This is a genomic window from Streptomyces sp. NPDC090798 (assembly GCF_044768965.1).
GTDB lineage: Bacteria > Actinomycetota > Actinomycetes > Streptomycetales > Streptomycetaceae > Streptomyces.
In genome coordinates, this window is record NZ_JBIVXA010000011.1 from 211402 (window position 1) to 236891 (window position 25490).

Annotated in this window: 21 protein-coding genes and 1 tRNA gene; 18 read left to right on the plus strand and 4 right to left on the minus strand. The window is 68.1% G+C overall.

Translation table 11 applies throughout. The features are described 5' to 3' along the window. The first annotated feature begins 33 nt into the window (after positions 1 to 33). The 5 genes from ACIQTP_RS24815 to ACIQTP_RS24835 all read left to right on the plus strand — a co-directional run bounded on the left by ACIQTP_RS24815 (position 34) and on the right by ACIQTP_RS24835 (position 4744). Complete coding sequence (locus tag ACIQTP_RS24815) at positions 34 to 486, plus strand: MaoC family dehydratase N-terminal domain-containing protein (protein ID WP_403403187.1); 453 nt, start codon at positions 34 to 36, stop codon at positions 484 to 486. A 2-nt stretch (positions 487 to 488) separates the two neighbouring features. Further along, complete coding sequence (locus ACIQTP_RS24820; RefSeq protein WP_403403190.1) at positions 489 to 917, plus strand: MaoC family dehydratase; 429 nt, start codon at positions 489 to 491, stop codon at positions 915 to 917. Positions 918 to 1389: 472 nt separating this feature from the next. Further along, entirely contained in the window at positions 1390 to 1959 is a 570-nt protein-coding gene (locus tag ACIQTP_RS24825) for a TetR/AcrR family transcriptional regulator (RefSeq protein WP_403403193.1), read from the plus strand. A 104-nt stretch (positions 1960 to 2063) separates the two neighbouring features. Continuing rightward, positions 2064 to 3527: a DHA2 family efflux MFS transporter permease subunit gene (locus ACIQTP_RS24830; RefSeq protein WP_403403196.1), complete on the plus strand. Its 1464-nt coding sequence runs from the start codon at positions 2064 to 2066 to the stop codon at positions 3525 to 3527. A gap of 161 nt (positions 3528 to 3688) precedes the next feature. Next, the gene (locus ACIQTP_RS24835) at positions 3689 to 4744 is read left to right on the plus strand and encodes a UDP-N-acetylmuramate dehydrogenase (RefSeq protein WP_403403199.1); all 1056 of its coding nucleotides are present in this window, start codon (positions 3689 to 3691) and stop codon (positions 4742 to 4744) included. 72 nt (positions 4745 to 4816) lie between these two features. On the opposite strand, the gene ACIQTP_RS24840 is transcribed toward ACIQTP_RS24835, so the two are convergent. Then, positions 4817 to 5449 (minus strand): NAD(P)-dependent oxidoreductase, encoded by a 633-nt coding sequence (locus ACIQTP_RS24840; protein WP_403403202.1) that lies wholly within the window; start codon positions 5447 to 5449, stop codon positions 4817 to 4819. 125 nt (positions 5450 to 5574) lie between these two features. Between ACIQTP_RS24840 and ACIQTP_RS24845 the strand changes: the two genes are divergently transcribed. Next, complete coding sequence (locus ACIQTP_RS24845) at positions 5575 to 6186, plus strand: TetR/AcrR family transcriptional regulator (protein WP_402034617.1); 612 nt, start codon at positions 5575 to 5577, stop codon at positions 6184 to 6186. A 51-nt stretch (positions 6187 to 6237) separates the two neighbouring features. After that, positions 6238 to 6957 carry a hypothetical protein gene (locus ACIQTP_RS24850; RefSeq protein WP_403403205.1) on the plus strand — a complete coding sequence of 240 codons (720 nt, stop codon included), beginning with the start codon at positions 6238 to 6240 and terminating at the stop codon, positions 6955 to 6957. Here ACIQTP_RS24850 and ACIQTP_RS24855 read toward each other — a convergent pair. Both ACIQTP_RS24855 and ACIQTP_RS24860 read right to left on the minus strand, forming a co-directional pair. Next, positions 6902 to 7942, minus strand: coding sequence for an adenosine deaminase (locus ACIQTP_RS24855; RefSeq protein ID WP_403403208.1), 1041 nt, complete (start codon positions 7940 to 7942; stop codon positions 6902 to 6904). The two genes, ACIQTP_RS24850 and ACIQTP_RS24855, sit on opposite strands and share 56 nt — an antisense overlap. Before the next feature lie 129 nt (positions 7943 to 8071). Continuing rightward, on the minus strand, positions 8072 to 9298 hold the full coding sequence (locus ACIQTP_RS24860; protein WP_403403211.1) for a pyridoxal phosphate-dependent aminotransferase: 1227 nt from the start codon (positions 9296 to 9298) through the stop codon (positions 8072 to 8074). Between the two features lie 247 nt (positions 9299 to 9545). Here ACIQTP_RS24860 and ACIQTP_RS24865 point away from each other — a divergent pair. The 11 genes from ACIQTP_RS24865 to ACIQTP_RS24915 all read left to right on the plus strand — a co-directional run bounded on the left by ACIQTP_RS24865 (position 9546) and on the right by ACIQTP_RS24915 (position 24023). Next, positions 9546 to 9618: transfer RNA gene (locus ACIQTP_RS24865), tRNA-Trp, on the plus strand. Positions 9619 to 9725: 107 nt separating this feature from the next. After that, a complete protein-coding gene (secE, locus tag ACIQTP_RS24870; protein ID WP_067367170.1) occupies positions 9726 to 10007 on the plus strand; it encodes a preprotein translocase subunit SecE in 282 nt (93 codons plus the stop codon). Between the two features lie 77 nt (positions 10008 to 10084). After that, a complete protein-coding gene (nusG, locus tag ACIQTP_RS24875) occupies positions 10085 to 10960 on the plus strand; it encodes a transcription termination/antitermination protein NusG (protein WP_403403214.1) in 876 nt (291 codons plus the stop codon). A gap of 168 nt (positions 10961 to 11128) precedes the next feature. Then, complete coding sequence (rplK, locus tag ACIQTP_RS24880; protein WP_030359033.1) at positions 11129 to 11563, plus strand: 50S ribosomal protein L11; 435 nt, start codon at positions 11129 to 11131, stop codon at positions 11561 to 11563. 94 nt (positions 11564 to 11657) lie between these two features. Beyond that, positions 11658 to 12383 carry a 50S ribosomal protein L1 gene (gene rplA, locus ACIQTP_RS24885; RefSeq protein WP_060901502.1) on the plus strand — a complete coding sequence of 242 codons (726 nt, stop codon included), beginning with the start codon at positions 11658 to 11660 and terminating at the stop codon, positions 12381 to 12383. Between the two features lie 154 nt (positions 12384 to 12537). Further along, positions 12538 to 13476 (plus strand): hypothetical protein, encoded by a 939-nt coding sequence (locus tag ACIQTP_RS24890; RefSeq protein WP_403403218.1) that lies wholly within the window; start codon positions 12538 to 12540, stop codon positions 13474 to 13476. A 181-nt stretch (positions 13477 to 13657) separates the two neighbouring features. Next, positions 13658 to 14509: a DUF1396 domain-containing protein gene (locus ACIQTP_RS24895; protein WP_403403428.1), complete on the plus strand. Its 852-nt coding sequence runs from the start codon at positions 13658 to 13660 to the stop codon at positions 14507 to 14509. Between the two features lie 337 nt (positions 14510 to 14846). Continuing rightward, positions 14847 to 15377, plus strand: coding sequence for a 50S ribosomal protein L10 (gene rplJ / locus ACIQTP_RS24900; protein WP_060901499.1), 531 nt, complete (start codon positions 14847 to 14849; stop codon positions 15375 to 15377). Positions 15378 to 15501: 124 nt separating this feature from the next. Continuing rightward, positions 15502 to 15885, plus strand: coding sequence for a 50S ribosomal protein L7/L12 (gene rplL / locus ACIQTP_RS24905; protein ID WP_319750122.1), 384 nt, complete (start codon positions 15502 to 15504; stop codon positions 15883 to 15885). 639 nt (positions 15886 to 16524) lie between these two features. Then, a complete protein-coding gene (gene rpoB / locus ACIQTP_RS24910) occupies positions 16525 to 20010 on the plus strand; it encodes a DNA-directed RNA polymerase subunit beta (RefSeq protein WP_101400099.1) in 3486 nt (1161 codons plus the stop codon). A gap of 113 nt (positions 20011 to 20123) precedes the next feature. Beyond that, positions 20124 to 24023, plus strand: coding sequence for a DNA-directed RNA polymerase subunit beta' (locus tag ACIQTP_RS24915; RefSeq protein WP_403403222.1), 3900 nt, complete (start codon positions 20124 to 20126; stop codon positions 24021 to 24023). Positions 24024 to 24111: 88 nt separating this feature from the next. Here ACIQTP_RS24915 and ACIQTP_RS24920 read toward each other — a convergent pair whose 3' ends face one another. Next, complete coding sequence (locus tag ACIQTP_RS24920) at positions 24112 to 25488, minus strand: M48 family metalloprotease (RefSeq protein ID WP_403403225.1); 1377 nt, start codon at positions 25486 to 25488, stop codon at positions 24112 to 24114. Positions 25489 to 25490 lie beyond the last annotated feature (2 nt).

Sequence of the window (25490 nt, forward strand, 5' to 3'; positions counted from 1 at the left end):
TGCACCGGCTGAAAACCAGGAGGTACCGAGCCCATGGCGCTCGACCAGTCCTTCGTGGGGCGGTCCTACCCGCCCACCGACCCCTATGAGGTCGGTCGGGAGAAGATCCGCGAGTTCGCGGAGGCCGTGGGGGACACCAACCCGGCGTACACGGACCCCGATGCCGCCAAGGCGCTCGGGCACTCCGATGTGATCGCCCCGCCGACCTTTGTGTTCGCGATCACCTTCAAGGCCGCGGGGCAGGTCGTCCAGGACCCCCAACTTGGTCTCGACTACAGCCGCGTGGTGCATGGTGACCAGAAGTTCGCCTACACCCGCCCGGTGCGCGCGGGCGACCGGCTCACGGTCACCTCGACCATCGAGGCGATCAAGTCCATGGCGGGCAACGACATCGTGGACATCCGTGGTGAGGTCCATGACGAGGCGGGCGAGCACGTGGTGACGGCCGTCACCAAGCTCGTGGCGCGCGCGGCGGAGGAGGGCTGACCATGACGGCGAAGATCGCGTATGACGACGTCGAGGTCGGTGCCGAGCTGCCGGCCCAGGCCTTCCCTGTGACACGCGCCACACTCGTGCAGTACGCGGGTGCCTCCGGGGACTTCAACCCCATCCACTGGAACGAGAAGTTCGCGGTCGAGGTCGGTCTCCCCGACGTCATCGCGCACGGCATGTTCACCATGGCCGAGGCGATTCGCGTCGTCACCGACTGGGTCGGCGACCCGGGTGCGGTCGTCGAGTATGGCGTCCGCTTCACCAAGCCCGTCGTCGTCCCCAACGACGACAAGGGAGCGACCATCGAGGTCAGCGGCAAGGTCGCGGCCAAGCTGGACGACAACACCGTCCGCGTCGACCTCACCGCGATGAGCGCGGGGCAGAAGGTCCTGGGCATGTCGCGAGCGGTCGTTCGACTGGCCTGAGGGCCGTCATCGGGAGCGATGGGTGAGCGAGTAAGCGAGGTAAGGGGCGTCGGCCATTGTCGGCGCCCCTTACGTGCGCCCTGGCCCGCGCCTGGCCGTGGCTGGCCGCGTCCGGCCGTACCTGGTTCGTCCGTCTGCGGAGGTGCCGGTGGCCTGTCGTCTGTGGTTCGTCTGCGGAGGTGCCGGTGGTCCGTCTGTGGTCCGTCTGCGGAGGTGCCGGTGGTCTCTCGTCTGCGGTAGCGGTTGTCTGCGGCGCGTGGTGGGGCCGCGCCGGTACGTCGAGCCCGTCGCCGCCGGATCGGACGCGGGGCCGGGCAAGCGAGCCGCTGCTCGATCCGAACGTAAGCGACGGGCTGCGACGTACCGGCACGGCCCCTTCCGTGCGTGCGTGGCTGTCCGGCCGTGGGGCATGCGCGTCATTCGAAGCCGCTGCCGCTTGACTAAGTTAGTGATTGGGCACTAACTTAGTCGTATGGTCAGGATGAGCGCAGACGAGAGGCGCGAGAGCGTCATCCGCGCGGCGATCGCGGAGTTCGCCCGGGGTGGGTACTACGGCACGTCCACCGAGGCGATCGCCAAGCGCGTGGGTGTCTCGCAGCCGTACCTCTTCCGGCTCTTCCCCGACAAGCGGGCGATGTTCCTCGCGGCGGCCCAACGCTGCATGGAGGACACCATCCGCGCCTTCGAGGAGGCCGCGAAGGGTCTGGAGGGCGAAGACGCCCTGCATTCCATGGCGAACGCGTACACGAAGAGCATCGCGGAGCACCCGGAGCAACTGCTGATGCAGATGCAGATGTACGTCGCGACCGCGGCCGCGGAGCAGGCCGGTGAGCGCGAGCTCGGTGAGGCCGTACGGGCCGACTGGATGCGGCTGTGGGAGACCGTCCACCTGCCGCTCGGCGCCGACCCGAACGAGACGACGGGCTTCATGGCGTACGGGATGCTCATCAACTGCCTGGTGGCCATGGGTTTTCCGCCCGAGCACAGGGTCTGGGAAGGGCTCTATCCGTCGGCGCGGCTCACTGGCCGGCTGGAGAAGTAGGCAGGGGAAGCGGGTGGGGGAGGCGGATGTCGGCGCCTTTTTCTGGTCGCGAAAGTTAGTCAGCAATAACTAATTACAGGGAACGATCGCCCTTAGGGGGAGCGATGTCACAGCAGACAGCACGTCGCGGGGGAGCCACCTGGGCCCTCATCATCACCAGCGCCGCCGGATTCATGGCGGCTCTCGACAATCTCGTCGTCACCACCGCACTGCCCTCCATCCGCAGGGATCTCGGCGGAGCGCTGGACGACCTGGAATGGACCGTGAGCGCCTACACGCTCACTTTCGCCGTCCTGCTGATGTTCGGTGCGGCGCTCGGCGACCGGTTCGGCCGCCGTCGGCTCTTCCTCGTCGGCCTCTCCGTCTTCACCGGCGCCTCGGCGGCCGCCGCCATGGCGCCCGGCCTCGACTCGCTGATCGCCGCCCGGGCGGTCCAGGGCGTCGGCGCGGCGATCATGATGCCGCTCACGCTCACCCTGCTGACGGCCGCGGTGCCGGTCGCCAAGCGCGGCATGGCCTACGGGATCTGGGGCGCCGTGAACGGACTCGCGGTCGCCTCCGGGCCCCTCATCGGCGGCAGCCTCACCGAACACGTGTCCTGGCACTGGATCTTCTGGCTGAACGTGCCGCTGGGCCTCGCCCTTCTGCCCCTCGCCCGACTGCGGCTGGCCGAGTCCCACGGCACTGGCGCCCCGCTCGACATCACCGGCACCCTGCTCGTCAGCGGCGGTCTCTTCGGGATCGTGTACGGCCTGGTCCGCGGGCCCGCCGAGGGCTGGACCAGCCCGATCGTCCTGACCGGTCTGCTCGCGGGCGCCGCGCTGCTCACCGGCTTCGTCTTCCACGGCATCCGTGCCAAGAACCCGATGCTGCCGATGCGGCTCTTCCGCTCCCGTGCCTTCGCCGGGATCAACGCCGCGAGCCTGCTGATGTTCCTCGGGATGTTCGGCTCGATCTTCCTGCTCAGCCAGTACATGCAGGGCGTCCTCGGCTACTCGCCCACCCAGGCCGGCCTGCGGATGCTGCCCTGGACCGGGATGCCGATGCTCGTCGCGCCGATCGCCGGGTACCTCTCCGACCGCATCGGCGGGCGTCCCGTGGTCGCCACCGGGCTCTTTCTGCAGGCCGCCGGGCTCGCGTACTACGCCTCCGTGGTCGCCGCCCACGCGTCGTACGCCGCCCAGCTGCCCGCCCTGATCGTCAGCGGCATCGGAATGTCCCTCTACTTCGCCCCGGCCTCCAACCTGGTCATGTCCAGCGTCCGTCCGCAGGAGCAGGGCATCGCCTCCGGTGCCAACAACGCGCTGCGTGAGGTGGGTGGCGCGCTCGGTATCGCGGTGATGTCCTCGATCTTCTCCGCACAGGGCGGTTACGGGACCGCGCAGACCTTCGTGGACGGTCTGCGGCCCGCGCTCGTGGTGGGCTCCGCGATGGTCGCCCTGGCGGGTGTCGCGGCGCTGCTCATCCCGACGGCGCGGCGTGCGGCTCAGATCCGGGTCGTCGCCTCCGAGTCGCCCCAGGGGCAGGATCCGGCCCAGGCGCCGGTTCTGGAAACCGCCTCGCGCTGAGGCGATGGAATCCGCCTCGCAGTGAGTGGCTCGCAGTGAGTGGGAGGGCAACCGCTCGCCGATAGAGGGTCCAGGATCCAAACCCTTGAGTGGTCCATCTCGTGCACCCACAGAAGCGGCCCCGCCTCGACCGGCGGGGCCCTTCTCGTACTCTTGAGCCCGTGCAGGAACTCAACGACGCCCCGCTCGCCCCGCTGACCACCTTCCGGCTGGGGGGTCCCGCGACCCGGCTGATCACCGCCACGACCGACGCCGAGGTGATCGCCGCCGTCCGAGAGGCCGACGACACCGGTACGTCGCTGCTGATCATCGGCGGCGGATCGAACCTGGTCATCGGCGACAAGGGCTTCGCCGGGACCGCCCTGCGCATCGCGACCGCCGGCTTCGCCCTCGACGGTACGAGGCTGGAGCTGGCGGCGGGCGAGGTGTGGACCGACGCGGTCGCCCGCACCGTCGAGGCCGGGCTCGCCGGCGTCGAGTGCCTCGCCGGGATCCCCGGATCCGCCGGTGCGACCCCGATCCAGAACGTGGGCGCGTACGGCCAGGAAGTGTCGTCCACCATCACCGAAGTGATCGCGTACGACCGCAGGGCGCGCGAGACGGTCACCCTGCCCAACGCCGACTGCGCCTTCTCGTACCGCCACAGTCGCTTCAAGGCCGACCCCGAGCGGTATGTCGTGCTGCGCGTCAGGTTCGAGCTGGAGGACGCGGACGGGCTGTCGGCGCCGATCAAGTACGCCGAGACGGCACGCTCCCTCGGAGTCGGGCCCGGCGACCGGGTGCCGCTCGCCACCGCCCGCGAGACCGTCCTGAAGCTGCGCTCCGGCAAAGGCATGGTGCTCGACCCCGAGGACCACGACACCTGGTCGGCCGGGTCGTTCTTCACCAACCCGATCCTCACGGACGAGGAGTTCGCCGCGTTCCACGCGCGCGTGACGGAGCGGCTGGGCAGCGAGGTCGTGCCGCCCGCGTACCCGGCGGGCGAGGGTCACACCAAGACCTCCGCGGCCTGGCTGATCGACAAGTCCGGCTTCCCCAAGGGCTACGGCTCCGGACCCGCCCGGATCTCCACCAAGCACACGCTGGCCCTCACCAACCGGGGCCTGGCCACCACCGAGGACCTCCTCGCACTGGCCCGCGAGGTCGTCGCCGGCGTCCACGACGCCTTCGGGATCACCCTGGTCAACGAGCCGGTGACGGTGGGCGTGGAGCTCTAGAGCCCCAGACGGAGCACTGGGTGGAGCTCTGGAGGGCGACCCCGCACGCACGGCCGGCCGCCCGGCGGAGGACTAGTACGCGACTCCGACGCCCTGCTTCACCGTCCCGGGGTCGTTGGTCATCGCCAGCATCGCGTGCGCCACGTCGGCGCGCCCGATGAAGCGGCCCTTGAGCGGGAAGCCCCCGACGACCGTCCGGTACGAGCGGGTCACCGGCTTGTTCTGCAGCCGCGGCGGGCGCACGACCGTCCAGTCGGTCGCGCTCCGGGCCAGTTCGCCCTCCATGGCCGCCAGGTCGGCGTAGACGTCCTTCAGGATCAGGGAGACCAGACCCCGCGCGGCGCGGTCGGCGAACGCCGCGCCCTCGGGGTCGGGACCGACCGGCCCCGCGCTCACCACCAGCAGCCGGCGCACCCCCTCGGCCTCCATGGCGCCCAGCACCGTACGGGTCAGCCGGGTCGCGATCCCGGCGTCCTTGCGGGTGCGGGCGCCGAGCCCGGAGAGGACGGCGTCCCGGCCCGCGACCGCGGGGCGCAGCGCCTCCGGGTCCGTGAGGTCCGCGCGGAACACCTCCAGGCCCGCACCTGTCACGGTCAGCCGCATCGGATCCCGTACGACCGCCGTGACCTGGTGGCCGCAGTCCAGCGCCTGCCGGACGATCTCCTGGCCGATGCCTCCTGTGGCACCGAGGACGGTGAGTTCCATGGCGTGCTCCCCCTGGGTCAATCAGGTGGGTGAGTATTCACTCACCTCTGCTTGCTCCTAGGGTGGGTAAGTACTCACCCACCCGTCAAGGCCGAACAGGGGTGAACATGGAATCCTTGGGGCCCATGCAGCAGAAACCGGCCCGGATCCGCCTCCTCGACGCGGCGCACGAGCTCATGCTCACCATCGGCCTCGCCCGCGCCACGACCAAGGAGATCGCCAAGGCCGCGGGCTGCTCGGAGGCGGCGCTTTACAAGTACTTCCCCAGCAAGGAGGAGCTGTTCGTCAGCGTGCTCAAGGAGCGCCTGCCCCAGCTGACCCCGCTGCTGGCCGGCCTCGCGGCCGAGCCGGGCCGGGGCACCCTCCTGGAGAACCTCACCGAGATCGCCCGCCAGGCGGCCCTCTTCTATGAGCAGAGTTTTCCGATCGCAGCCTCCTTGTACGCGGAAACGCAGCTCAAGCGCCGGCACGAGGAGTCGATGCGCTCCATGGGATCGGGCCCCCACATGCCCATCCGCGGCCTCGACGCCTACCTCCGCGCCGAACAGGACGCGGGCCGGGTCCGCGCCGGTGTCGACACCTACGCGGCCGCCTCGCTCCTGCTGGGCGCCTGCGCCCAGCGCGCCTTCGCCTACGACTCCACGGAGGAGGGCAGGCCGCCGCCCGTGGACGAGTTCGCCCCGTCGATCGCCCGCACGCTGCTGGGCGGAATCTCCGTTGCGGACGAGCCCTCGTGACGGTCACCCTGGCCCGATGAGACAAGCCCCCGCGGCCGTGCGGCACTCCCCGTGCGGCTGAGCGTCACGGAGTTCACGCCGCGCGTCGGCCCCCGCGCCTACCGGGTCGTCCAGCCGCGTCCGCCGCTGCGGCACACCACGCTCAGCGACCCCTTCGAAGGCTGGGGCTACCTCGTGGGCGACCACGACGGACTCGCCCGCCTCGCCGCGCTCTTCTCGTTCGCCGCGTTCTCCCGGCACACGATCGTGTACGCCCCGCTGCGGCGGAGCCTCCCCAGGGCCTACGCGCCCGGGGTGCCGGTCGACCTCGTCCTCGCCCACCGGTCGCCGGGCCTGCGGGCCTCCGTCTGGCCCGAGCTGCGCCGCCGGCTGCGGGAGGGCACCCCGCTCACCGTGCGCACCGACGAGGAGCGCACCGCCGCCCACGCGGCCGCCTGGGCGGCGCGCTGGGAGCAGCGCTGGGACCGCCTCGACGCGCGGGACCGGATCCATCCGGTCGTACACGCGGGGACGCTCCTCCTCCTCGGCGCCCGAGACACCTTCGCCTCGGCCGCCACGCACCTGGAGGCGGCGGCCGGGTTCGGGCCGCGTGGGAAGCGGGCCGCCAAGGGGCATGACGTGCTCGTCGCCTCCCTCACCCCGCATCTGCCGCTGTCCCCAGGCCGTCACGTCGAGCTGGACATCGGGTTCCAGGCGTATCCGCCGTACACCCACTTCAGGCGACCGGGGCGGCCAGCCAGTCGTCGATGCCCGACAGCAGCTTCTCCTTGACGTCCTTGGGGGCCGCCGTGGCCCGCACCGACTGACGTGCCAGCTCGGCCAGTTCCGCGTCCGTGAAGCCGTGGTGGTGGCGTGCCAGCTCGTACTGGGCGGCGAGCCGGGAGCCGAACAGCAGGGGGTCGTCGGCGCCGAGGGCCATCGGGACGCCGGCTTCGAAGAGGGTGCGCAGGGGGACGTCCTCGGCCTTCTCGTAGACCCCCAGGGCGACGTTCGACGCCGGGCACACCTCGCAGGTGATGCCCCGGTCCGCGAGCCGCTTCAGCAGCCGCGGGTCCTCGGCGGCGCGCACACCGTGTCCGATCCGGGTGGCGTGCAGGTCGTCCAGGCAGTCGCGGACCGACGCCGGGCCGGTCAGCTCGCCGCCGTGCGGCGCGGACAGCAGCCCGCCGTCCCGCGCGATCGCGAAGGCCCGGTCGAAGTCCCGCGCCATACCCCGCCGCTCGTCGTTGGAGAGCCCGAAGCCGACGACGCCCCGGTCCGCGTAGCGCACGGCGAGCCGGGCCAGGGTGCGGGCGTCCAGCGGGTGCTTCATGCGGTTCGCGGCCACCAGGACGCGCATGCCGAGCCCGGTCTCCCGCGCGGCCGAGTCCACCGCGTCCAGGATGATCTCCAGAGCCGGGATGAGTCCGCCCAGCCGGGGCGCGTACGAGGTCGGGTCGACCTGGATCTCCAGCCAGCCGGAGCCGTCCCTCAGATCCTCCTCGGCGGCCTCGCGCACCAGCCGCTGAATGTCCTCGGGCTCTCTGAGGCAGGATCGGGCCGCGTCGTACAGCCGCTGGAAGCGGAACCAGCCGCGCTCGTCGGTCGCCCGTAGCCTGGGCGGTTCGCCGCTGGTCAGGGCGTCGGTGAGGGCTTCGGGCAGGCGGACACCGTACTTGTCGGCCAGCTCCAGCACGGTGGTGGGCCGCATCGAACCGGTGAAGTGCAGGTGCAGATGGGCTTTCGGCAGTTCAGAGAGATCACGTACGCGCTCCATTCCAGGATCCTGCCGTACGTTCCCGCCGTGTCGGTAGCGCTTTCCTCGTTAGTGGTCTTGCTCGCACGAAGAAGCGGGCCGTCTCCCCGGAGGGAAACGGCCCGCACACACGCGTGGAGCGCGAAAACGTCAGTCCTGTGCCTCGGACAGGAGCTTCTGGATCCGGCTGACGCCCTCGACGAGATCCTCGTCACCCAGGGCGTACGACAGGCGCAGGTACCCCGGGGTGCCGAAGGCCTCACCCGGGACGACCGCGACCTCGGCCTCCTCCAGGATGAGCGCGGCCAGCTCGACCGTGTCCTGGGGGCGCTTGCCGCGGATCTCCTTGCCGACGAGGGCCTTGACCGAGGGGTACGCGTAGAAGGCGCCCTCGGGCTCGGGGCAGAGCACGCCGTCGATCTCGTTGAGCATCCGCACGATGGTCTTGCGGCGGCGGTCGAAGGCCTCGCGCATCTCGGCGACGGCCGTCAGATCGCCGGAGACGGCGGCGAGGGCGGCGACCTGGGCGACGTTGGACACGTTCGAGGTGGCGTGCGACTGGAGGTTGGTCGCGGCCTTGATGACGTCCTTCGGGCCGATGACCCAGCCCACGCGCCAGCCGGTCATGGCGTACGTCTTCGCGACGCCGTTCACGACGATGCACTTGTCGGCGAGCTCGGGGACGACCACCGGGAGGGAGTGGAATTGCGCGTCCCCGTAGACCAGGTGCTCGTAGATCTCGTCCGTCAGGACCCACAGGCCCTTCTCGGCGGCCCAGCGGCCGATCTCCTCGATCTGCTCGCGGCTGTAGACCGCGCCCGTCGGGTTGGACGGGGAGACGAAGAGCAGCACCTTGGTGTTCTCGGTGCGGGCGGCCTCCAGCTGCTCGACCGAGACGCGGTAGCCGGTGGTCTCGTCGGCGACGACCTCGACCGGGACACCGCCGGCGAGACGGATCGACTCCGGGTACGTCGTCCAGTACGGCGCCGGGACGATGACCTCGTCGCCCGGGTCGAGGATCGCGGCGAAGGCCTCGTAGATCGCCTGCTTGCCGCCGTTGGTGACCAGGACCTGGGCGGCCTCCACCTCGTAGCCGGAGTCGCGCAGGGTCTTCGCGGCGATCGCGGCCTTCAGCTCGGGCAGGCCGCCGGCCGGCGTGTAGCGGTGGTACTTCGGGTTGGAGCAGGCCTCGATGGCGGCCTGGACGATGTAGTCCGGGGTCGGGAAGTCGGGCTCACCGGCGCCGAAGCCGATCACCGGGCGCCCGGCGGCCTTCAGGGCCTTGGCCTTGGCGTCCACGGCGAGGGTGGCGGACTCGGAGATCGCGCCGACTCGGGCGGAGACCCGGCGCTCGGTGGGAGGGGTTGCAGCGCTCATGGGACCCATCGTTTCAGACTGGAAACTCCCCCGGCACGCGGGTTTCACAGACTGAACAACAAGAGAACAACCGTCCGGATCCGGACCCCTCGCCGGTCGATCTTCGGCGGACAAAGCCCGTACGGACACTTTCTGTTCGACGACCGGCCCCGGACCACGTACACTCTCACCTCGTTGGCCTTCACCGGTCGCACTCATCCGATGCACACCGAGCATCCGGGTGGATGCGGTACGTTGGGGGAAACAAAGGGTCGTAGCTCAATTGGTAGAGCACTGGTCTCCAAAACCAGCGGTTGGGGGTTCAAGTCCCTCCGGCCCTGCTACACACACCTTCGCCAGGATGTGTGCGCATGTACGTACTGCAATGCACCGCCGTGCGGCTCAACCGGGCGCGGCACGGCCACGACCCGGAATCAGGTGAGGACGAGTGACGGACGCCGTGGGCTCCATCGACATGCCTGATGCCGAGGCGCCCGAGTCTCAGAAGAAGGCCCGCAAGGGCGGTAAGCGTGCCAAGAAGGGCCCGCTGAAGCGCCTTGCCACTTTCTACCGCCAGATCGTCGCGGAGCTCCGCAAGGTCGTCTGGCCGACTCGCAATCAGTTGACGACGTACACCACAGTGGTGATTGTCTTCGTCGTCATCATGATTGGCCTGGTGACCGTGATTGACTATGGGCTCAACCACGCCGCCAAGTACGTCTTCGGCTGAGCCGAGAGCGAAGGGCGCCGTCACCGGCGCCCCTTTCGCGTGTTCCACCCCCATGTATCCAGGAAGAAGCAGCCACCGTGTCTGACCCGAACCTGAACGATGCCAGCGAGTCGGTCGAGTCCGTTGACGACGAGCTCGACATCGTCGAGGGCGCGGACGTCGTGGACGAGTTCGAGGCTGCCGATGCCGCCGCCGGCGAGCCCGCCGAGGAAGCGGCCCTGCACGTCGAGGACGAGTCCGGTGAGGACGTCGAGGACGAGGACGTTCCCGACGAGGCCCTTGCCGTAGACGCCGAGGAAGGCGACGAGGAAGAGGCCGAAGAAGAGGCCGAGCCCGTCGACCCCGTCACCGCACTGCGCGAGGAGCTGCGCACGCTCCCCGGCGAGTGGTACGTCATCCACACGTACGCCGGTTACGAGAACCGCGTGAAGACCAACCTCGAGCAGCGTGCCGTCTCGCTGAACGTCGAGGACTTCATCTTCCAGGCCGAGGTGCCGCAGGAAGAGGTCGCGCAGATCAAGAACGGCGAGCGCAAGACGATCAAGCAGAACAAGCTCCCGGGCTACGTCCTGGTCCGCATGGACCTGACGAACGAGTCCTGGGGTGTCGTCCGCAACACTCCCGGTGTCACCGGCTTCGTGGGCAACGCCTACGACCCGTACCCGCTGACGCTGGACGAGATCGTCAAGATGCTCGCCCCGGAGGCCGAGGAGAAGGCCGCCCGTGAGGCCGCCGAGGCCGAGGGCAAGCCCGCTCCGCAGCGCAAGGTCGAGGTCCAGGTGCTGGACTTCGAGGTCGGCGACTCGGTCACCGTCACGGACGGCCCGTTCGCCACGCTGCAGGCGACCATCAACGAGATCAACGCCGACTCCAAGAAGGTCAAGGGCCTGGTGGAGATCTTCGGTCGCGAGACCCCGGTCGAGCTCTCGTTCGACCAGATCCAGAAGAACTAGCACCTTCTGGACGTACGTCTTCCGAACAGGTCAGACGGGCTCACGCAGCCCGTCTGACCTGCTCGGTTTTTGGCCGCGCATGGATACCCGTTATCGTTGTGCGGTATGCCTCCATCCGGATGAACCGGGCGGAAGCTGAAAACTCTCACTAGGACCCGGAGAGAGCACATGCCTCCCAAGAAGAAGAAGGTCACGGGGCTTATCAAGCTCCAGATCCAGGCCGGCGCCGCCAACCCGGCTCCGCCGGTCGGCCCGGCGCTGGGCCAGCACGGCGTCAACATCATGGAGTTCTGCAAGGCCTACAACGCCGCGACCGAGTCGCAGCGCGGTTGGGTCATCCCGGTGGAGATCACGGTCTACGAAGACCGCTCCTTCACCTTCATCACCAAGACTCCGCCGGCCGCCAAGATGATCCTCAAGGCCGCGGGTGTCGAGAAGGGCTCCGGCGAGCCGCACAAGACCAAGGTCGCCAAGATCACCCAGGCGCAGGTCCGCGAGATCGCCACCACGAAGATGCCCGACCTCAACGCCAACGACCTGGACGCCGCGTCGAAGATCATCGCCGGCACCGCCCGTTCCATGGGCATCACGGTCGAGGGCTGACACCCACCTTCGTAGGAATCATGCGGCGCGAGCCGCACGTGGCAGGGCCTGCTCGGTCCGTACCACGACTCCTCAGAACACATCAGGAGCAGTAGTGAGCAAGCGCAGCAAGTCTCTCCGCGCTGCGGACGCCAAGATCGACCGGGAGAAGCTCTACGCCCCGCTCGAGGCCGTCCGTCTCGCCAAGGAGACCTCCACGAGCAAGTTCGACGGCACCGTCGAGGTCGCCTTCCGCCTGGGTGTAGACCCGCGCAAGGCCGACCAGATGGTCCGCGGCACCGTGAACCTCCCGCACGGCACCGGTAAGACCGCCCGGGTCCTGGTCTTCGCGACCGGTGACCGTGCCGAGGCCGCACTCGCCGCGGGCGCCGACATCGTCGGCTCCGACGAGCTCATCGACGAGGTGTCGAAGGGCCGTCTGGACTTCGACGCCGTCGTCGCCACCCCGGACCTCATGGGCAAGGTCGGCCGTCTGGGCCGTGTCCTCGGCCCGCGTGGTCTGATGCCGAACCCGAAGACGGGCACCGTGACCCCGGACGTGGCCAAGGCCGTGACCGAGATCAAGGGCGGCAAGATCGAGTTCCGCGTCGACAAGCACTCGAACCTGCACTTCATCATCGGCAAGACCTCCTTCGACGAGGCCAAGCTGGTGGAGAACTACGGCGCCGCGCTGGACGAGATCCTTCGTCTGAAGCCGTCCGCCGCCAAGGGTCGCTACATCAAGAAGGCCGCGATCAGCACCACGATCGGCCCCGGCGTTCCGGTCGACCCGAACCGCACCCGCAACCTCCTCGTCGAGGAGGACCCGGCCGCCGTCTGAGCCTTCCGCTCACCCCGGTGACCGCGTCGCATACGCGTTCTTGACACGGGCCCCGCAACCTTTCGAGGTGCGGGGCCCGTCCCCATTCCCGGATACGTGTGTCAGTGGGCTGCGTTAGCGTGCAGCTCTCAGGATTCGCATAGGGGTGGGACGAATGAAGAGCACGCGCGTGCGCCAAGTGACCCTTTCGATCGCGCTGGTGAGCGCGCTGGCGGGGGTGGCAGCCTGTTCCTCGGGCTCCTCCGGGGGCTCAGGCAAGGACGACAAGGCGGGCCAGGGCACGACTCACGTCAGCCCCATAGCGGCGCTCCAGTCCGCCGAGAAGTCCACCGACGGCGCGGACTCCGCAAAGGTCGAGTCCACGACGAGCCTGGGCGCGCTGATGTCCATGAAGTCGGACGGCTCCATGGGCTGGGGCAACGGCCTCACCGGTGACATGACGATCACGTACACCGGCGGCACGATGGCCGAGGCGATGCGCAAGACGGGCAGCACCTCCATGCAGGCTCGCTATCTGTCCGACGCCTACTACGCCAAGATGGGCGAGGTGTTCGCCAAGCAGACGGGCGGCAAGCACTGGATCAGGTACGCGTACGACGACCTGGCGAAGCTGGCGGGCGGCTCCGGCGCGTTCCTGAAGGACCAGATGCAGAACAGCTCGCCGAACCAGTCGGTGAAGCTCCTGCTGGCCTCCGGTGATGTGAAGAAGGTCGGCGGCGAAACGGTCCGCGGCGAGAAGACCACGCACTACGCGGGCACGGTGAACGTCTCGGACCTCGCGGCCAAGAGCTCCCACCTCACCGCGAGCCAACTCGCCGACCTGAAGAAGCAGTTCACCCAGGCCGGCATCACGACGGAGGACGTCGACATCTGGGTCAACGGCAAGGATCTGCTCGTCAAGGCGGTCTCCAAGGGTCAGCTGTCGAGCGGCACGATGTCCTCCACGACGTACTACAGCGACTACGGAGTGAAGGTCTCCGCCGTGCAACCCCCGGCGAGCGACACCACCGACTTCAAGGACCTGCTGAAGACGCAGGGCCTGACGCCGGGCAGCGCCGACACTTCGAGCGGGTCGTCGGACACCACGAGCTGAGGCTCCGGGCGCCTGGAGGGCCAGGCGCCAAGAAGCTCAAGTACCAAGAAGCTCAAGTACCAAGAACTCAAGTACCAAGAAACTCAAAAGAAATCACGAGACCGCTGGAACCTCCCTGGGCTACGCTGCGCGCAGTCTGTGTATCGCTCATGTGTTCCCTGGGGGGATCCTGATGTTTTCTGTGCGTGACTCCGTACGGCGCGGTGCGACGGGGGCCGCACTCGCGGCCCTGGTCCTCGGAGGGGGCGCCGTCGCCTGTGCGAAGGGCGACGAGTCGCCCAAGATGACGCCCGCGGCGGCCGTGGCCAAGGCGGCGAAGAACAGCGAGGCCATCACCTCGCTCAGCTACCGGATGACCGGCAAGGTCCCGGAGGCGGGCCGCGTGCAGGCCCAGGCGTCGATGAGCATGAAGCCGCTGGCCATGAGCATGAAGATGACCGCCCTCGACCAGGGCGCCGACGGCAAGGTGGAGATCCGGGTCGTCGACGGGGCGATGTACCTGGGCGGGGGCGCGGCCGCCGCCAAGGAGATGGACGGCAAGAGCTGGATGAAGTTCGACATCTCCGGGATGGCCAAGGGCGCCGGCGGCTCCCCGGGCGTCGACGCGAGCAAGCTCTCCGACCAGGCCAGTCAGGACCCGTCCCAGGAGTCCACCTACCTGACCGGCTCCAAGGACGTGAAGAAGGTCGGCACGGAGAAGATCGACGGCGTCCAGACCACCCACTACAAGGGCACGGTCACCCTCGACGAACTGCGCGCCGAGCTCAAGAAGAAGGACAAGGCGACGCGCGACAAGCGCGAGAAGAGCCTGAAGCAGTACGAGCAGCTGGGCGCCGACAAGCTCACGATGGACATGTGGGTCGGGCCGGACGACCACACCAAGCAGGTCCGGGTGCGCGCCGCCTCCGACAAGGGCCCGCTCGACATGACCATGGTCTTCCTCGACTACAACAAGCCGGTGACGGTGACGGCCCCGCCCGCCAAGGACACCGTCGACCTCGCGCAGCTGATGAAGGACGCCCAGAAGGGCTGATCCGTCCCCGGACAGCCGCTGAGCCGAGGCGCTGTAGAGCGCTGGGCCGAGGCGCTGTCGAGCGGATTTGCTTGACAGCGACCCCGTCACGTACTGTTCCCCAGAAGCCAAAGACCGCTGGTCGTTGCCTTGTCCTCGCAAGAGGGCAGGGTGGCCGAAGGATCCGCTGAAACTGCGGACGACCCGCGTAGGTGACCGTGGATGTGCTCCCGGAGTTCGCTTGCCCAGCTTGCGGACATACCGGTCGAGCTACGCCCCGTGCGCCTGCGCCGGGGCGTTTCGTTTTGCCCAGCCCCTTCTGAGCGGTCCTCATCACCCGGAAGGAGGCCGACGCTCTATGGCAAGGCCCGACAAGGCTGCCGCGGTAGCCGAGCTCGCGGACCAGTTCCGCAGCTCGAACGCCGCTGTGCTGACCGAGTACCGGGGTCTCACCGTGGCGCAGCTCAAGACGCTGCGCCGTTCGCTCGGTGAAGACGCCCAGTACGCCGTGGTGAAGAACACGCTGACCAAGATTGCGGCCAACGAGGCCGGGATCTCCACGCTCGACGACCTGTTCAACGGTCCGACGGCGGTCGCGTTCATCACCGGTGACCCGGTGGTGTCCGCGAAGGGTCTTCGTGACTTCGCCAAGGACAACCCCAACCTCGTCATCAAGGGCGGTGTCCTTGACGGCAAGGCGCTGTCCGCCGACGAGATCAAGAAGCTTGCGGACCTCGAGTCCCGCGAGGTTCTGCTCGCCAAGCTGGCGGGTGCCTTCAAGGGCAAGCAGACTCAGGCTGCCCAGCTCTTCCAGGCGCTCCCCTCGAAGCTCGTCCGCACCGTGGACGCTCTTCGTGCCAAGCAGGCCGAGCAGGGCGGTGCCGAGTAATTCGGCTCGCGCATTGACCGCCGTCTGGGCAGTTCCGCCTAGGCAGTGGTCGCAGCGGGCCGAAAGTACGCCCGCCTCACATGTACATCCGGCACCAGCCGAATAAGTGGAAGGATCGCCCATCATGGCGAAGCTCAGCCAGGAAGACCTGCTCGCGCAGTTCGAGGACATGACCCTCATCGAGCTCTCCGAGTTCGTGAAGGCGTTCGAGGAGAAGTTCGACGTCACCGCCGCCGCCGCGGTCGCCGTTGCCGGTCCGGCCGGCCCCGCCGCCGCCGCTGAGGCCGTCGAGGAGCAGGACGAGTTCGACGTCATCCTCACGGGTGCCGGCGACAAGAAGATCCAGGTCATCAAGGTCGTGCGTGAGCTGACCTCCCTGGGTCTGAAGGAGGCCAAGGACCTCGTGGACGGCGCCCCGAAGCCCGTTCTCGAGAAGGTCGCCAAGGAGGCCGCCGAGAAGGCTGCCGAGTCCCTCAAGGGCGCCGGCGCCTCCGTCGAGGTCAAGTAGTCCCACGGGCCCGCCGAGGGCCCCTCGCGAGCTGATACAGGTCCACTAGTGAGCCTGTAACGCTGACGCACTGAAGAGCGATCACCCAACTGGGTGGTCGCTCTTCGGCGTTCCCGGGGGTCCGGTGGCGGCTGCCTTGCACTGTCGGTGGCGACGAGTATGGTGATCTTCGTTGTTGCCTCCGGCCGAGCCCGTGACGGGCTGCAAGACGGGCTGCAAGACAGGTTGCACGTGACGATCGCGGCACTTGCTTAGGGCATGGGGGGCCTTGACGAACCGCACGCAGCGCGCAATTCTCAGGACGCGTCGTCACAACGATCCGGATCCGAGGCATGGATCGGTGGCGAAGAGGGCAGTATCGATGTGCATTGAGGGCGTGGCTTGCCGCAGGTGTTGAGAACAACGATGGTCTCAAAAAACCGGGACTGGACATCAGTGGGCCTAGTGGCTACACTGACCCTTTGCGCTGCCTGTTAGCTGCCTCCTGCCCGTCACCAGGGGCATGCCCTCGCGTGAGCACCGATGACTAGATCATCCCTGACCTGGCCTTTTGGCTGAATCGGGAACGGACTGTCTCTGTGCCCACAGTGGGGGGCCGGTACGCGCGTAGTGAGTCCGAGCCCTCGGAAGGACCCCCTCTTGGCCGCCTCGCGCACTGCCTCGACCGCGAATACGAACAACGGCGCCAGCACCGCCCCGCTGCGCATCTCCTTTGCAAAGATCAAGGAGCCCCTCGAGGTTCCGAACCTTCTTGCGCTGCAAACCGAGAGCTTCGACTGGCTGCTCGGCAACGACGCGTGGAAGGCTCGTGTCGAGGCGGCTCTGGACAACGGACAGGACGTCCCCACGAAGTCCGGTCTGGAGGAGATCTTCGAGGAGATCTCCCCGATCGAGGACTTCTCCGGGTCGATGTCCCTGACGTTCCGGGACCACCGCTTCGAGCCTCCGAAGAATTCCATCGACGAGTGCAAGGACCGCGACTTCACGTACGCGGCCCCGCTCTTCGTCACCGCCGAGTTCACCAACAACGAGACCGGCGAGATCAAGTCCCAGACGGTCTTCATGGGCGACTTCCCGCTCATGACCAACAAGGGCACCTTCGTCATCAACGGCACCGAGCGTGTCGTGGTGTCGCAGCTGGTCCGCTCGCCGGGCGTCTACTTCGACTCCTCGATCGACAAGACGTCCGACAAGGACATCTTCTCCGCGAAGGTCATCCCGTCCCGGGGTGCCTGGCTGGAGATGGAGATCGACAAGCGCGACATGGTCGGTGTCCGCATCGACCGCAAGCGCAAGCAGTCCGTCACCGTTCTCCTGAAGGCTCTCGGTTGGACGACCGAGCAGATCCTCGAGGAGTTCGGCGAGTACGAGTCCATGCGCGCCACCCTGGAGAAGGACCACACCCAGGGCCAGGACGACGCGCTGCTCGACATCTACCGCAAGCTGCGTCCGGGCGAGCCCCCGACCCGCGAGGCCGCGCAGACGCTTCTTGAGAACCTCTACTTCAACCCGAAGCGCTACGACCTCGCGAAGGTCGGCCGCTACAAGGTCAACAAGAAGCTGGGCGGCGAGGCCCCGCTGGACGCCGGGATCCTGACCGTCGAGGACATCATCTCGACGATCAAGTACCTGGTGAAGCTGCACGCCGGTGAGACCGAGACCGTTGGGGACAACGGCACTCAGATCGTCGTCGAGACGGACGACATCGACCACTTCGGCAACCGTCGTCTGCGCAACGTCGGCGAGCTCATCCAGAACCAGGTCCGCACGGGTCTGGCTCGTATGGAGCGCGTCGTCCGCGAGCGCATGACGACTCAGGACGTCGAGGCGATCACGCCGCAGACCCTGATCAACATCCGGCCGGTCGTCGCCTCCATCAAGGAGTTCTTCGGCACCAGCCAGCTGTCGCAGTTCATGGACCAGAACAACCCGCTGTCGGGTCTCACCCACAAGCGCCGTCTGTCGGCGCTTGGCCCGGGTGGTCTCTCCCGTGAGCGGGCCGGCTTCGAAGTCCGTGACGTGCACCCCTCGCACTACGGCCGCATGTGCCCGATCGAGACCCCTGAAGGCCCGAACATCGGTCTGATCGGCTCGCTCGCCTCCTACGGCCGGGTCAACGCGTTCGGTTTCGTCGAGACGCCGTACCGCAAGGTCACCGGCGGTGTCGTCACCGACGAGGTCGACTACCTCACGGCCGACGAAGAGGACCGATTCGTCATCGCGCAGGCCAACGCGCCGCTGACGGACGAGCTCCGCTTCGAGGAGTCCCGCGTCCTGGTCCGCCGTCGTGGCGGAGAGGTCGACTACGTCCCCGGTGAGGACGTCGACTACATGGACGTCTCGCCGCGCCAGATGGTGTCGGTCGCGACCGCCATGATCCCGTTCCTCGAGCACGACGACGCCAACCGTGCCCTCATGGGCGCGAACATGATGCGCCAGGCCGTGCCGCTGATCAAGTCCGAGGCGCCGCTGGTCGGCACCGGCATGGAGTACCGCTGTGCGGTCGACGCCGGTGACGTACTGAAGTCGGAGAAGGACGGTGTGGTCCAGGAGGTCTCCGCGGACTACGTCACCACCGCCAACGACGACGGCACGTACACCACGTACCGCCTTCACAAGTTCTCCCGCTCGAACCAGGGCACCTCCGTCAACCAGAAGGTTGTCGTGGACGAGGGCGCCCGGGTCATCGCCGGTCAGGTTCTGGCCGACGGCCCGGCGACCGAGAACGGCGAGATGGCGCTCGGCAAGAACCTGCTCGTGGCGTTCATGCCGTGGGAGGGTCACAACTACGAGGACGCGATCATCCTGTCGCAGCGCCTCGTGCAGGACGACGTCCTCTCCTCGATCCACATCGAGGAGCACGAGGTCGACGCCCGTGACACCAAGCTCGGCCCCGAGGAGATCACCCGGGACATCCCGAACGTCTCCGAGGAGGTCCTCGCCGACCTCGACGAGCGCGGCATCATCCGCATCGGTGCCGAGGTCGTCGCCGGCGACATCCTGGTCGGCAAGGTCACGCCCAAGGGTGAGACCGAGCTGACCCCGGAGGAGCGCCTGCTGCGCGCGATCTTCGGTGAGAAGGCGCGCGAGGTGCGCGACACCTCGCTGAAGGTGCCGCACGGCGAGATCGGCAAGGTCATCGGCGTCCGCGTCTTCGACCGTGAAGAGGGCGACGAGCTGCCGCCGGGCGTGAACCAGCTGGTTCGTGTCTACGTGGCGCAGAAGCGCAAGATCACGGACGGTGACAAGCTCGCCGGCCGGCACGGCAACAAGGGTGTCATCTCCAAGATCCTGCCGATCGAGGACATGCCGTTCCTGGAGGACGGCACCCCGGTCGACATCATCCTCAACCCGCTCGGTGTCCCGTCCCGAATGAACCCGGGACAGGTCCTGGAGATCCACCTCGGCTGGCTCGCCAGCCGCGGCTGGGACGTCTCCGGTCTCGCCGACGACTGGGCACAGCGCCTCCAGGCCATCGAGGCCGACGTGGTCGCCCCCGGTACCAACGTCGCCACCCCCGTCTTCGACGGTGCGCGTGAGGACGAGCTGGCCGGTCTGCTCAACCACACGATCCCGAACCGCGACGGCGAGCGCATGGTGCTTCCGTCCGGCAAGGCGCCGTTGTTCGACGGCCGCTCCGGCGAGCCGTTCCCGGAGCCGATCTCGGTCGGCTACATGTACATCCTCAAGCTCCACCACCTGGTCGACGACAAGCTGCACGCCCGCTCGACCGGTCCGTACTCGATGATCACCCAGCAGCCGCTGGGTGGTAAGGCCCAGTTCGGTGGCCAGCGCTTCGGTGAGATGGAGGTGTGGGCGCTGGAGGCATACGGCGCCGCTTACGCCCTCCAGGAGCTGCTGACCATCAAGTCCGACGACGTGACCGGCCGCGTGAAGGTCTACGAGGCCATCGTCAAGGGCGAGAACATCCCCGAGCCCGGCATCCCCGAGTCCTTCAAGGTGCTCATCAAGGAGATGCAGTCTCTCTGCCTCAACGTGGAGGTGCTGTCCAGCGACGGTATGTCCATCGAAATGCGTGACACCGACGAGGACGTCTTCCGCGCGGCGGAGGAGCTCGGCATCGACCTGTCCCGGCGCGAGCCGAGCAGCGTCGAAGAGGTCTGACGGGAGTTCGGCGGGCCTTTGAACGCCCTTGGAAAAGGTGCAGAAGGCCCGCCGGCCCCAGGACCCCCGTTTCAGACCCCAAGACTTACAACCCTGAGAGGGATTGACGCATAGTGCTCGACGTCAACTTCTTCGATGAGCTCCGGATCGGTCTGGCCACCGCTGACGACATCCGTCAGTGGAGCCACGGCGAGGTCAAGAAGCCCGAGACCATCAACTACCGCACCCTCAAGCCCGAAAAGGACGGACTCTTCTGCGAGAAGATCTTCGGTCCGACCCGGGACTGGGAGTGCTACTGCGGTAAGTACAAGCGTGTCCGCTTCAAGGGCATCATCTGTGAGCGCTGCGGCGTCGAGGTCACTCGCGCCAAGGTGCGTCGTGAGCGGATGGGCCACATCGAGCTTGCCGCTCCCGTCACCCACATCTGGTACTTCAAGGGCGTTCCGTCGCGTCTGGGCTACCTGCTCGACCTCGCCCCGAAGGACCTCGAGAAGGTCATCTACTTCGCGGCCTACATGATCACGTTCGTCGACGAGGAGCGCCGCACCCGCGACCTGCCCTCGCTGGAGGCGCATGTCTCCGTCGAGCGTCAGCAGGTCGAGAACCGTCGCGACGCCGACCTCGAGGCCCGCGCCAAGAAGCTCGAGAGCGACCTGGCCGAGCTCGAGGCCGAGGGTGCCAAGGCCGACGTGCGCCGCAAGGTGCGCGAGGGTGCCGAGCGTGAGATGAAGCAGCTGCGTGACCGTTCGCAGCGCGAGATCGACCGTCTCGACGAGGTGTGGACCCGCTTCAAGAACCTCAAGGTCCAGGACCTTGAGGGCGACGAGCTCCTCTACCGCGAGCTGCGTGACCGCTTCGGCACGTACTTCGACGGTTCGATGGGTGCCGCGGCGCTGCAGAAGCGCCTGGAGTCCTTCGACCTCGACGAGGAGGCCGAGCGCCTCCGCGAGATCATCCGCACCGGCAAGGGCCAGAAGAAGACCCGTGCGCTCAAGCGCCTCAAGGTCGTCTCCGCGTTCCTGCAGACCAGCAACAGCCCCAAGGGCATGGTGCTCGACTGCGTGCCGGTCATCCCGCCGGACCTGCGTCCGATGGTGCAGCTGGACGGTGGCCGCTTCGCGACCTCCGACCTGAACGACCTGTACCGCCGCGTGATCAACCGCAACAACCGTCTGAAGCGACTCCTTGACCTCGGTGCTCCCGAGATCATCGTGAACAACGAGAAGCGCATGCTTCAGGAGGCCGTGGACGCGCTCTTCGACAACGGCCGTCGTGGTCGCCCGGTCACGGGCCCCGGCAACCGTCCGCTGAAGTCCCTCAGCGACATGCTGAAGGGTAAGCAGGGTCGATTCCGTCAGAACCTGCTCGGCAAGCGTGTGGACTACTCCGCGCGTTCCGTGATCGTCGTCGGTCCGCAGCTGAAGCTGCACCAGTGTGGTCTGCCCAAGGCCATGGCGCTGGAGCTCTTCAAGCCGTTCGTGATGAAGCGCCTGGTCGACCTGAACCACGCGCAGAACATCAAGAGCGCCAAGCGGATGGTCGAGCGCGGCCGCACGGTCGTGTACGACGTCCTGGAAGAGGTCATCGCGGAGCACCCGGTTCTGCTGAACCGTGCGCCCACGCTGCACCGCCTCGGCATCCAGGCCTTCGAGCCGCAGCTGGTCGAGGGCAAGGCCATCCAGATCCACCCGCTCGTCTGCACCGCGTTCAACGCGGACTTCGACGGTGACCAGATGGCCGTCCACCTGCCGCTCTCCGCGGAGGCGCAGGCCGAGGCCCGCATCCTGATGCTGTCCTCGAACAACATCCTCAAGCCCGCCGACGGCCGCCCGGTCACGATGCCGACCCAGGACATGGTCCTCGGTCTGTTCTTCCTGACCACGGACGGCGAGCTGCGCGACGTCAAGGGCGAGGGCCGTGCCTTCGGCTCGACCGCCGAGGCGACGATGGCGTTCGACGCCGGGGAGCTCGCGCTCCAGTCGGCCGTCGACATCCGCTTCCCGGTGGGCACCATCCCGCCGCGCGGCTGGACCCCGCCGGCGCAGGAGGAGGGCGAGCCCGAGTGGCAGCAGGGTGACACCTTCCGCCTCCGTACGACTCTGGGCCGTGCGCTCTTCAACGAGCTGCTGCCCGAGGACTACCCGTTCGTCGACTACTCGGTGGGCAAGAAGCAGCTCTCCGAGATCGTCAACGACCTGGCCGAGCGCTACCCCAAGGTCATCGTGGCGGCGACGCTCGACAACCTGAAGGCGGCGGGCTTCTACTGGGCGACCCGTTCCGGCGTCACCGTGGCCATCTCCGACGTCGTCGTTCCCGAGGCGAAGAAGGAGATCGTCAAGGGCTACGAGGCGCAGGACGAGAAGGTCCAGAAGCAGTACGAGCGCGGTCTGATCACCAAGGAAGAGCGCACTCAGGAGCTCATCGCGATCTGGACCAAGGCGACCAACGAGGTTGCCGAGGCGATGAACGCGAACTTCCCGAAGACGAACCCCATCTTCATGATGGTTGACTCGGGTGCCCGAGGAAACATGATGCAGATGCGTCAGATCGCCGGTATGCGCGGTCTGGTGTCGAACGCCAAGAACGAGACGATCCCGCGTCCGATCAAGGCCTCCTTCCGTGAGGGCCTGTCGGTGCTGGAGTACTTCATCTCGACGCACGGTGCTCGTAAGGGTCTGGCGGACACGGCTCTGCGTACCGCCGACTCGGGTTACCTCACCCGTCGTCTGGTCGACGTCTCCCAGGACGTCATCATCCGCGAGGAGGACTGCGGCACCGACCGTGGCCTCAAGCTGCACATCGCGGAGCGCGGCGCGGACGGTGTTCTGCGCAAGGCGGAGAACGTCGAGACCAGCGTGTACGCACGTGCGCTGGCCGAGGACATCACCGTCGACGGCAGGGTGCTGGCCCCGGCCAACACCGACCTCGGCGACGTCCTCATCGACGAGCTGGTCAAGCACGGCATCGAGGAGGTCAAGACCCGTTCGGTCCTGACCTGCGAGTCCGCCGTCGGCACCTGCGCCATGTGCTACGGCCGTTCGCTGGCCACCGGCAAGCTGGTCGACATCGGTGAGGCGGTCGGCATCATCGCCGCCCAGTCCATCGGTGAGCCCGGTACCCAGCTGACGATGCGTACCTTCCACACCGGTGGTGTGGCCGGTGACGACATCACCCAGGGTCTCCCCCGTGTCGTCGAGCTCTTCGAGGCTCGTACGCCGAAGGGTGTCGCCCCGATCTCCGAGGCCTCCGGCCGCGTGCGGATCGAGGAGACCGAGAAGACCAAGAAGCTCGTCGTCACCCCGGACGACGGCAGCGACGAGACGGCGTTCCCGATCTCGAAGCGTGCCCGGCTCCTGGTGTCCGAGGGCGAGCACGTCGAGGTGGGCCAGAAGCTCACCGTGGGTGCCACCAACCCGCACGACGTGCTGCGCATCCTGGGTCAGCGTGCCGTCCAGGTCCACCTGGTCGGCGAGGTCCAGAAGGTCTACAACTCGCAGGGTGTGTCGATCCACGACAAGCACATCGAGATCATCATCCGGCAGATGCTGCGCCGTGTGACGATCATCGAGTCGGGCGACGCGGAGCTGCTGCCCGGCGAGCTGGTCGAGCGTTCGAAGTTCGAGACCGAGAACCGTCGTGTGGTCCAGGAAGGCGGCCACCCGGCCTCCGGCCGTCCGCAGCTGATGGGTATCACCAAGGCCTCGCTGGCGACCGAGTCGTGGCTGTCGGCGGCGTCCTTCCAGGAGACGACCAGGGTTCTGACGGACGCGGCGATCAACGCCAAGTCCGACTCCCTGATCGGCCTCAAGGAGAACGTCATCATCGGTAAGCTCATCCCGGCCGGTACGGGTCTGTCCCGCTACCGCAACATCCGGGTCGAGCCGACCGAGGAGGCCAAGGCCGCGATGTACTCGGCCGTCGGCTACGACGACATCGACTACTCGCCGTTCGGCACCGGCTCCGGCCAGGCCGTCCCGCTGGAGGACTACGACTACGGTCCGTACAACCAGTAAGGCGTACGTCTGAAGTACTGAAGGGCGGCCACTCCGTTTCGTACGGGGTGGCCGCCCTTCGGCGTTGTCCGGTGCCGGGCGTTCGTGGTCAGCGGCTGAGCTGGAGGTAGGGCTCCAGGGCCTGGAGCCGGGTGTAGTTGTCCGGGTGGGTGGTCAGCAGCTTGGCCAGGCCGCCCGGTTCCTTGAGCTGCCTGCCCTGCGCCGCGGCCTGCGCCTTCACGGCGTCCTCCTGGGCCTGGAAGTGGTACAGGACCTGCGCTAGCTGGGGCGCGAAGCCGAGGTCGGCCGCCTGCCGGTCGGCACGCAGTTCGCCCTGGCGGCCCACGTAGGCGAGCAGATAGGGGGCGGCGACGAGCGGCACGGTGATGTACCAGGCGGCGACGAACCCGCCGATCACGAACATCCCGATGAAGAGGTAGACCATCCCGGTCGCGGCGAGTGAGAAGACGCTCGCGACCCGGATCGCGATCCGGGCGACGCCCCGCATGAAGGCCCAGGCGATCCGGCCGGGCAGCGAGTACCAGTAGCCGAGCAGGCCCGTCCAGGCGTGACCGCCGGTGTGGTGGCCGAGTTCGTGGGCGAGTACGGCGGCGAGGTTGCTGCTGGGGATCTCGTTCAGCGCGTACGTCGTGACGCCGACGACGTGGCCGGCGGCCGCCACGGCGTTCAGGTCCGTGCTGTTCTCCACCATCAGCTCGTACGTGTGTGCCTCGACGCCCGCACGGGCGGTGACCTCGCGCCAGATCGGCTCCAGACGGGCCCGCTCCTCGGCGAGCGGCACCCTGAGCTTCATCACGTGCCGGGCGAAGGCCAGCTCGGTGGGCCGGTGGAAGACGAGCGCCCCGGAGGCCAGCCAGGCGAGGATGACCAGCCAGCCCATGGCCGTGCCGAGGATTCCCACGGCGAACGAGGCGACCACGGCGAGGCTCACCAGGAAGCCAGGCACCTGGACCGCCAGCTGTCCGATCGCGGTGGCGTCGGCACCGCGCTGGTGCGCGGCCACGTGGACGCGGGAGCCCGCGTGACGGTAGTCGAGGTCGTCGGGTGCGGTGGCCTCCGGCGGTGCTGGAGGTACTGGCGGTGCCGCGGATGTGGGTGTGGGTGCGGGGGGCGTCTGCGGCGGGATGTACGGCGGTGCGGTGGCGGTCGGGGGCTGCGGGCCGCTCGGGTACGCGGGCGCGGCCCCCGGGTGGGCGGGCGGCGCCGCGGGGTACGAAGGTGCGGCCCCGGCCCCCGGGTACTGGGGTGCGCCGCCCGGATAGGCCGGGGGCGCGGGGGTCTCCGGGTACAGGGGCGGAGCGGCGGCTGCGGGGTACGGGGGCGGGGGAGCGGCGGCTCCGGGATACGGAGGTGGAGTCGAGGCGGCCCCGGGGTACGGCGGTGGGGGCGCGGGCGTGCCCGGGTACGGGGGGTGTGGGTAGACGGGGCCGGGCTCCGGGGCGGCCGGGTCTGGTGGGTAGGACAAGG

Excerpts from the sequence above, each read along its gene's own strand:
- ACIQTP_RS24830 (WP_403403196.1), top strand. The coding sequence starts at position 2,064 with ATGTCACAGCAGACAGCACGTCGCGGGGGAGCCACCTGGGCCCTCATC.
- ACIQTP_RS24825 (WP_403403193.1), top strand. The coding sequence starts at position 1,390 with ATGGTCAGGATGAGCGCAGACGAGAGGCGCGAGAGCGTCATCCGCGCG.
- ACIQTP_RS24845 (WP_402034617.1), top strand. The coding sequence starts at position 5,575 with ATGCAGCAGAAACCGGCCCGGATCCGCCTCCTCGACGCGGCGCACGAG.
- rplL (WP_319750122.1), top strand. The coding sequence starts at position 15,502 with ATGGCGAAGCTCAGCCAGGAAGACCTGCTCGCGCAGTTCGAGGACATG.
- rplJ (WP_060901499.1), top strand. The coding sequence starts at position 14,847 with ATGGCAAGGCCCGACAAGGCTGCCGCGGTAGCCGAGCTCGCGGACCAG.
- ACIQTP_RS24890 (WP_403403218.1), top strand. The coding sequence starts at position 12,538 with ATGAAGAGCACGCGCGTGCGCCAAGTGACCCTTTCGATCGCGCTGGTG.
- ACIQTP_RS24860 (WP_403403211.1), bottom strand. The coding sequence starts at position 9,298 with ATGAGCGCTGCAACCCCTCCCACCGAGCGCCGGGTCTCCGCCCGAGTC.
- ACIQTP_RS24855 (WP_403403208.1), bottom strand. The coding sequence starts at position 7,942 with ATGGAGCGCGTACGTGATCTCTCTGAACTGCCGAAAGCCCATCTGCAC.
- ACIQTP_RS24840 (WP_403403202.1), bottom strand. The coding sequence starts at position 5,449 with ATGGAACTCACCGTCCTCGGTGCCACAGGAGGCATCGGCCAGGAGATC.
- ACIQTP_RS24815 (WP_403403187.1), top strand. The coding sequence starts at position 34 with ATGGCGCTCGACCAGTCCTTCGTGGGGCGGTCCTACCCGCCCACCGAC.
- rplK (WP_030359033.1), top strand. The coding sequence starts at position 11,129 with ATGCCTCCCAAGAAGAAGAAGGTCACGGGGCTTATCAAGCTCCAGATC.
- ACIQTP_RS24820 (WP_403403190.1), top strand. The coding sequence starts at position 489 with ATGACGGCGAAGATCGCGTATGACGACGTCGAGGTCGGTGCCGAGCTG.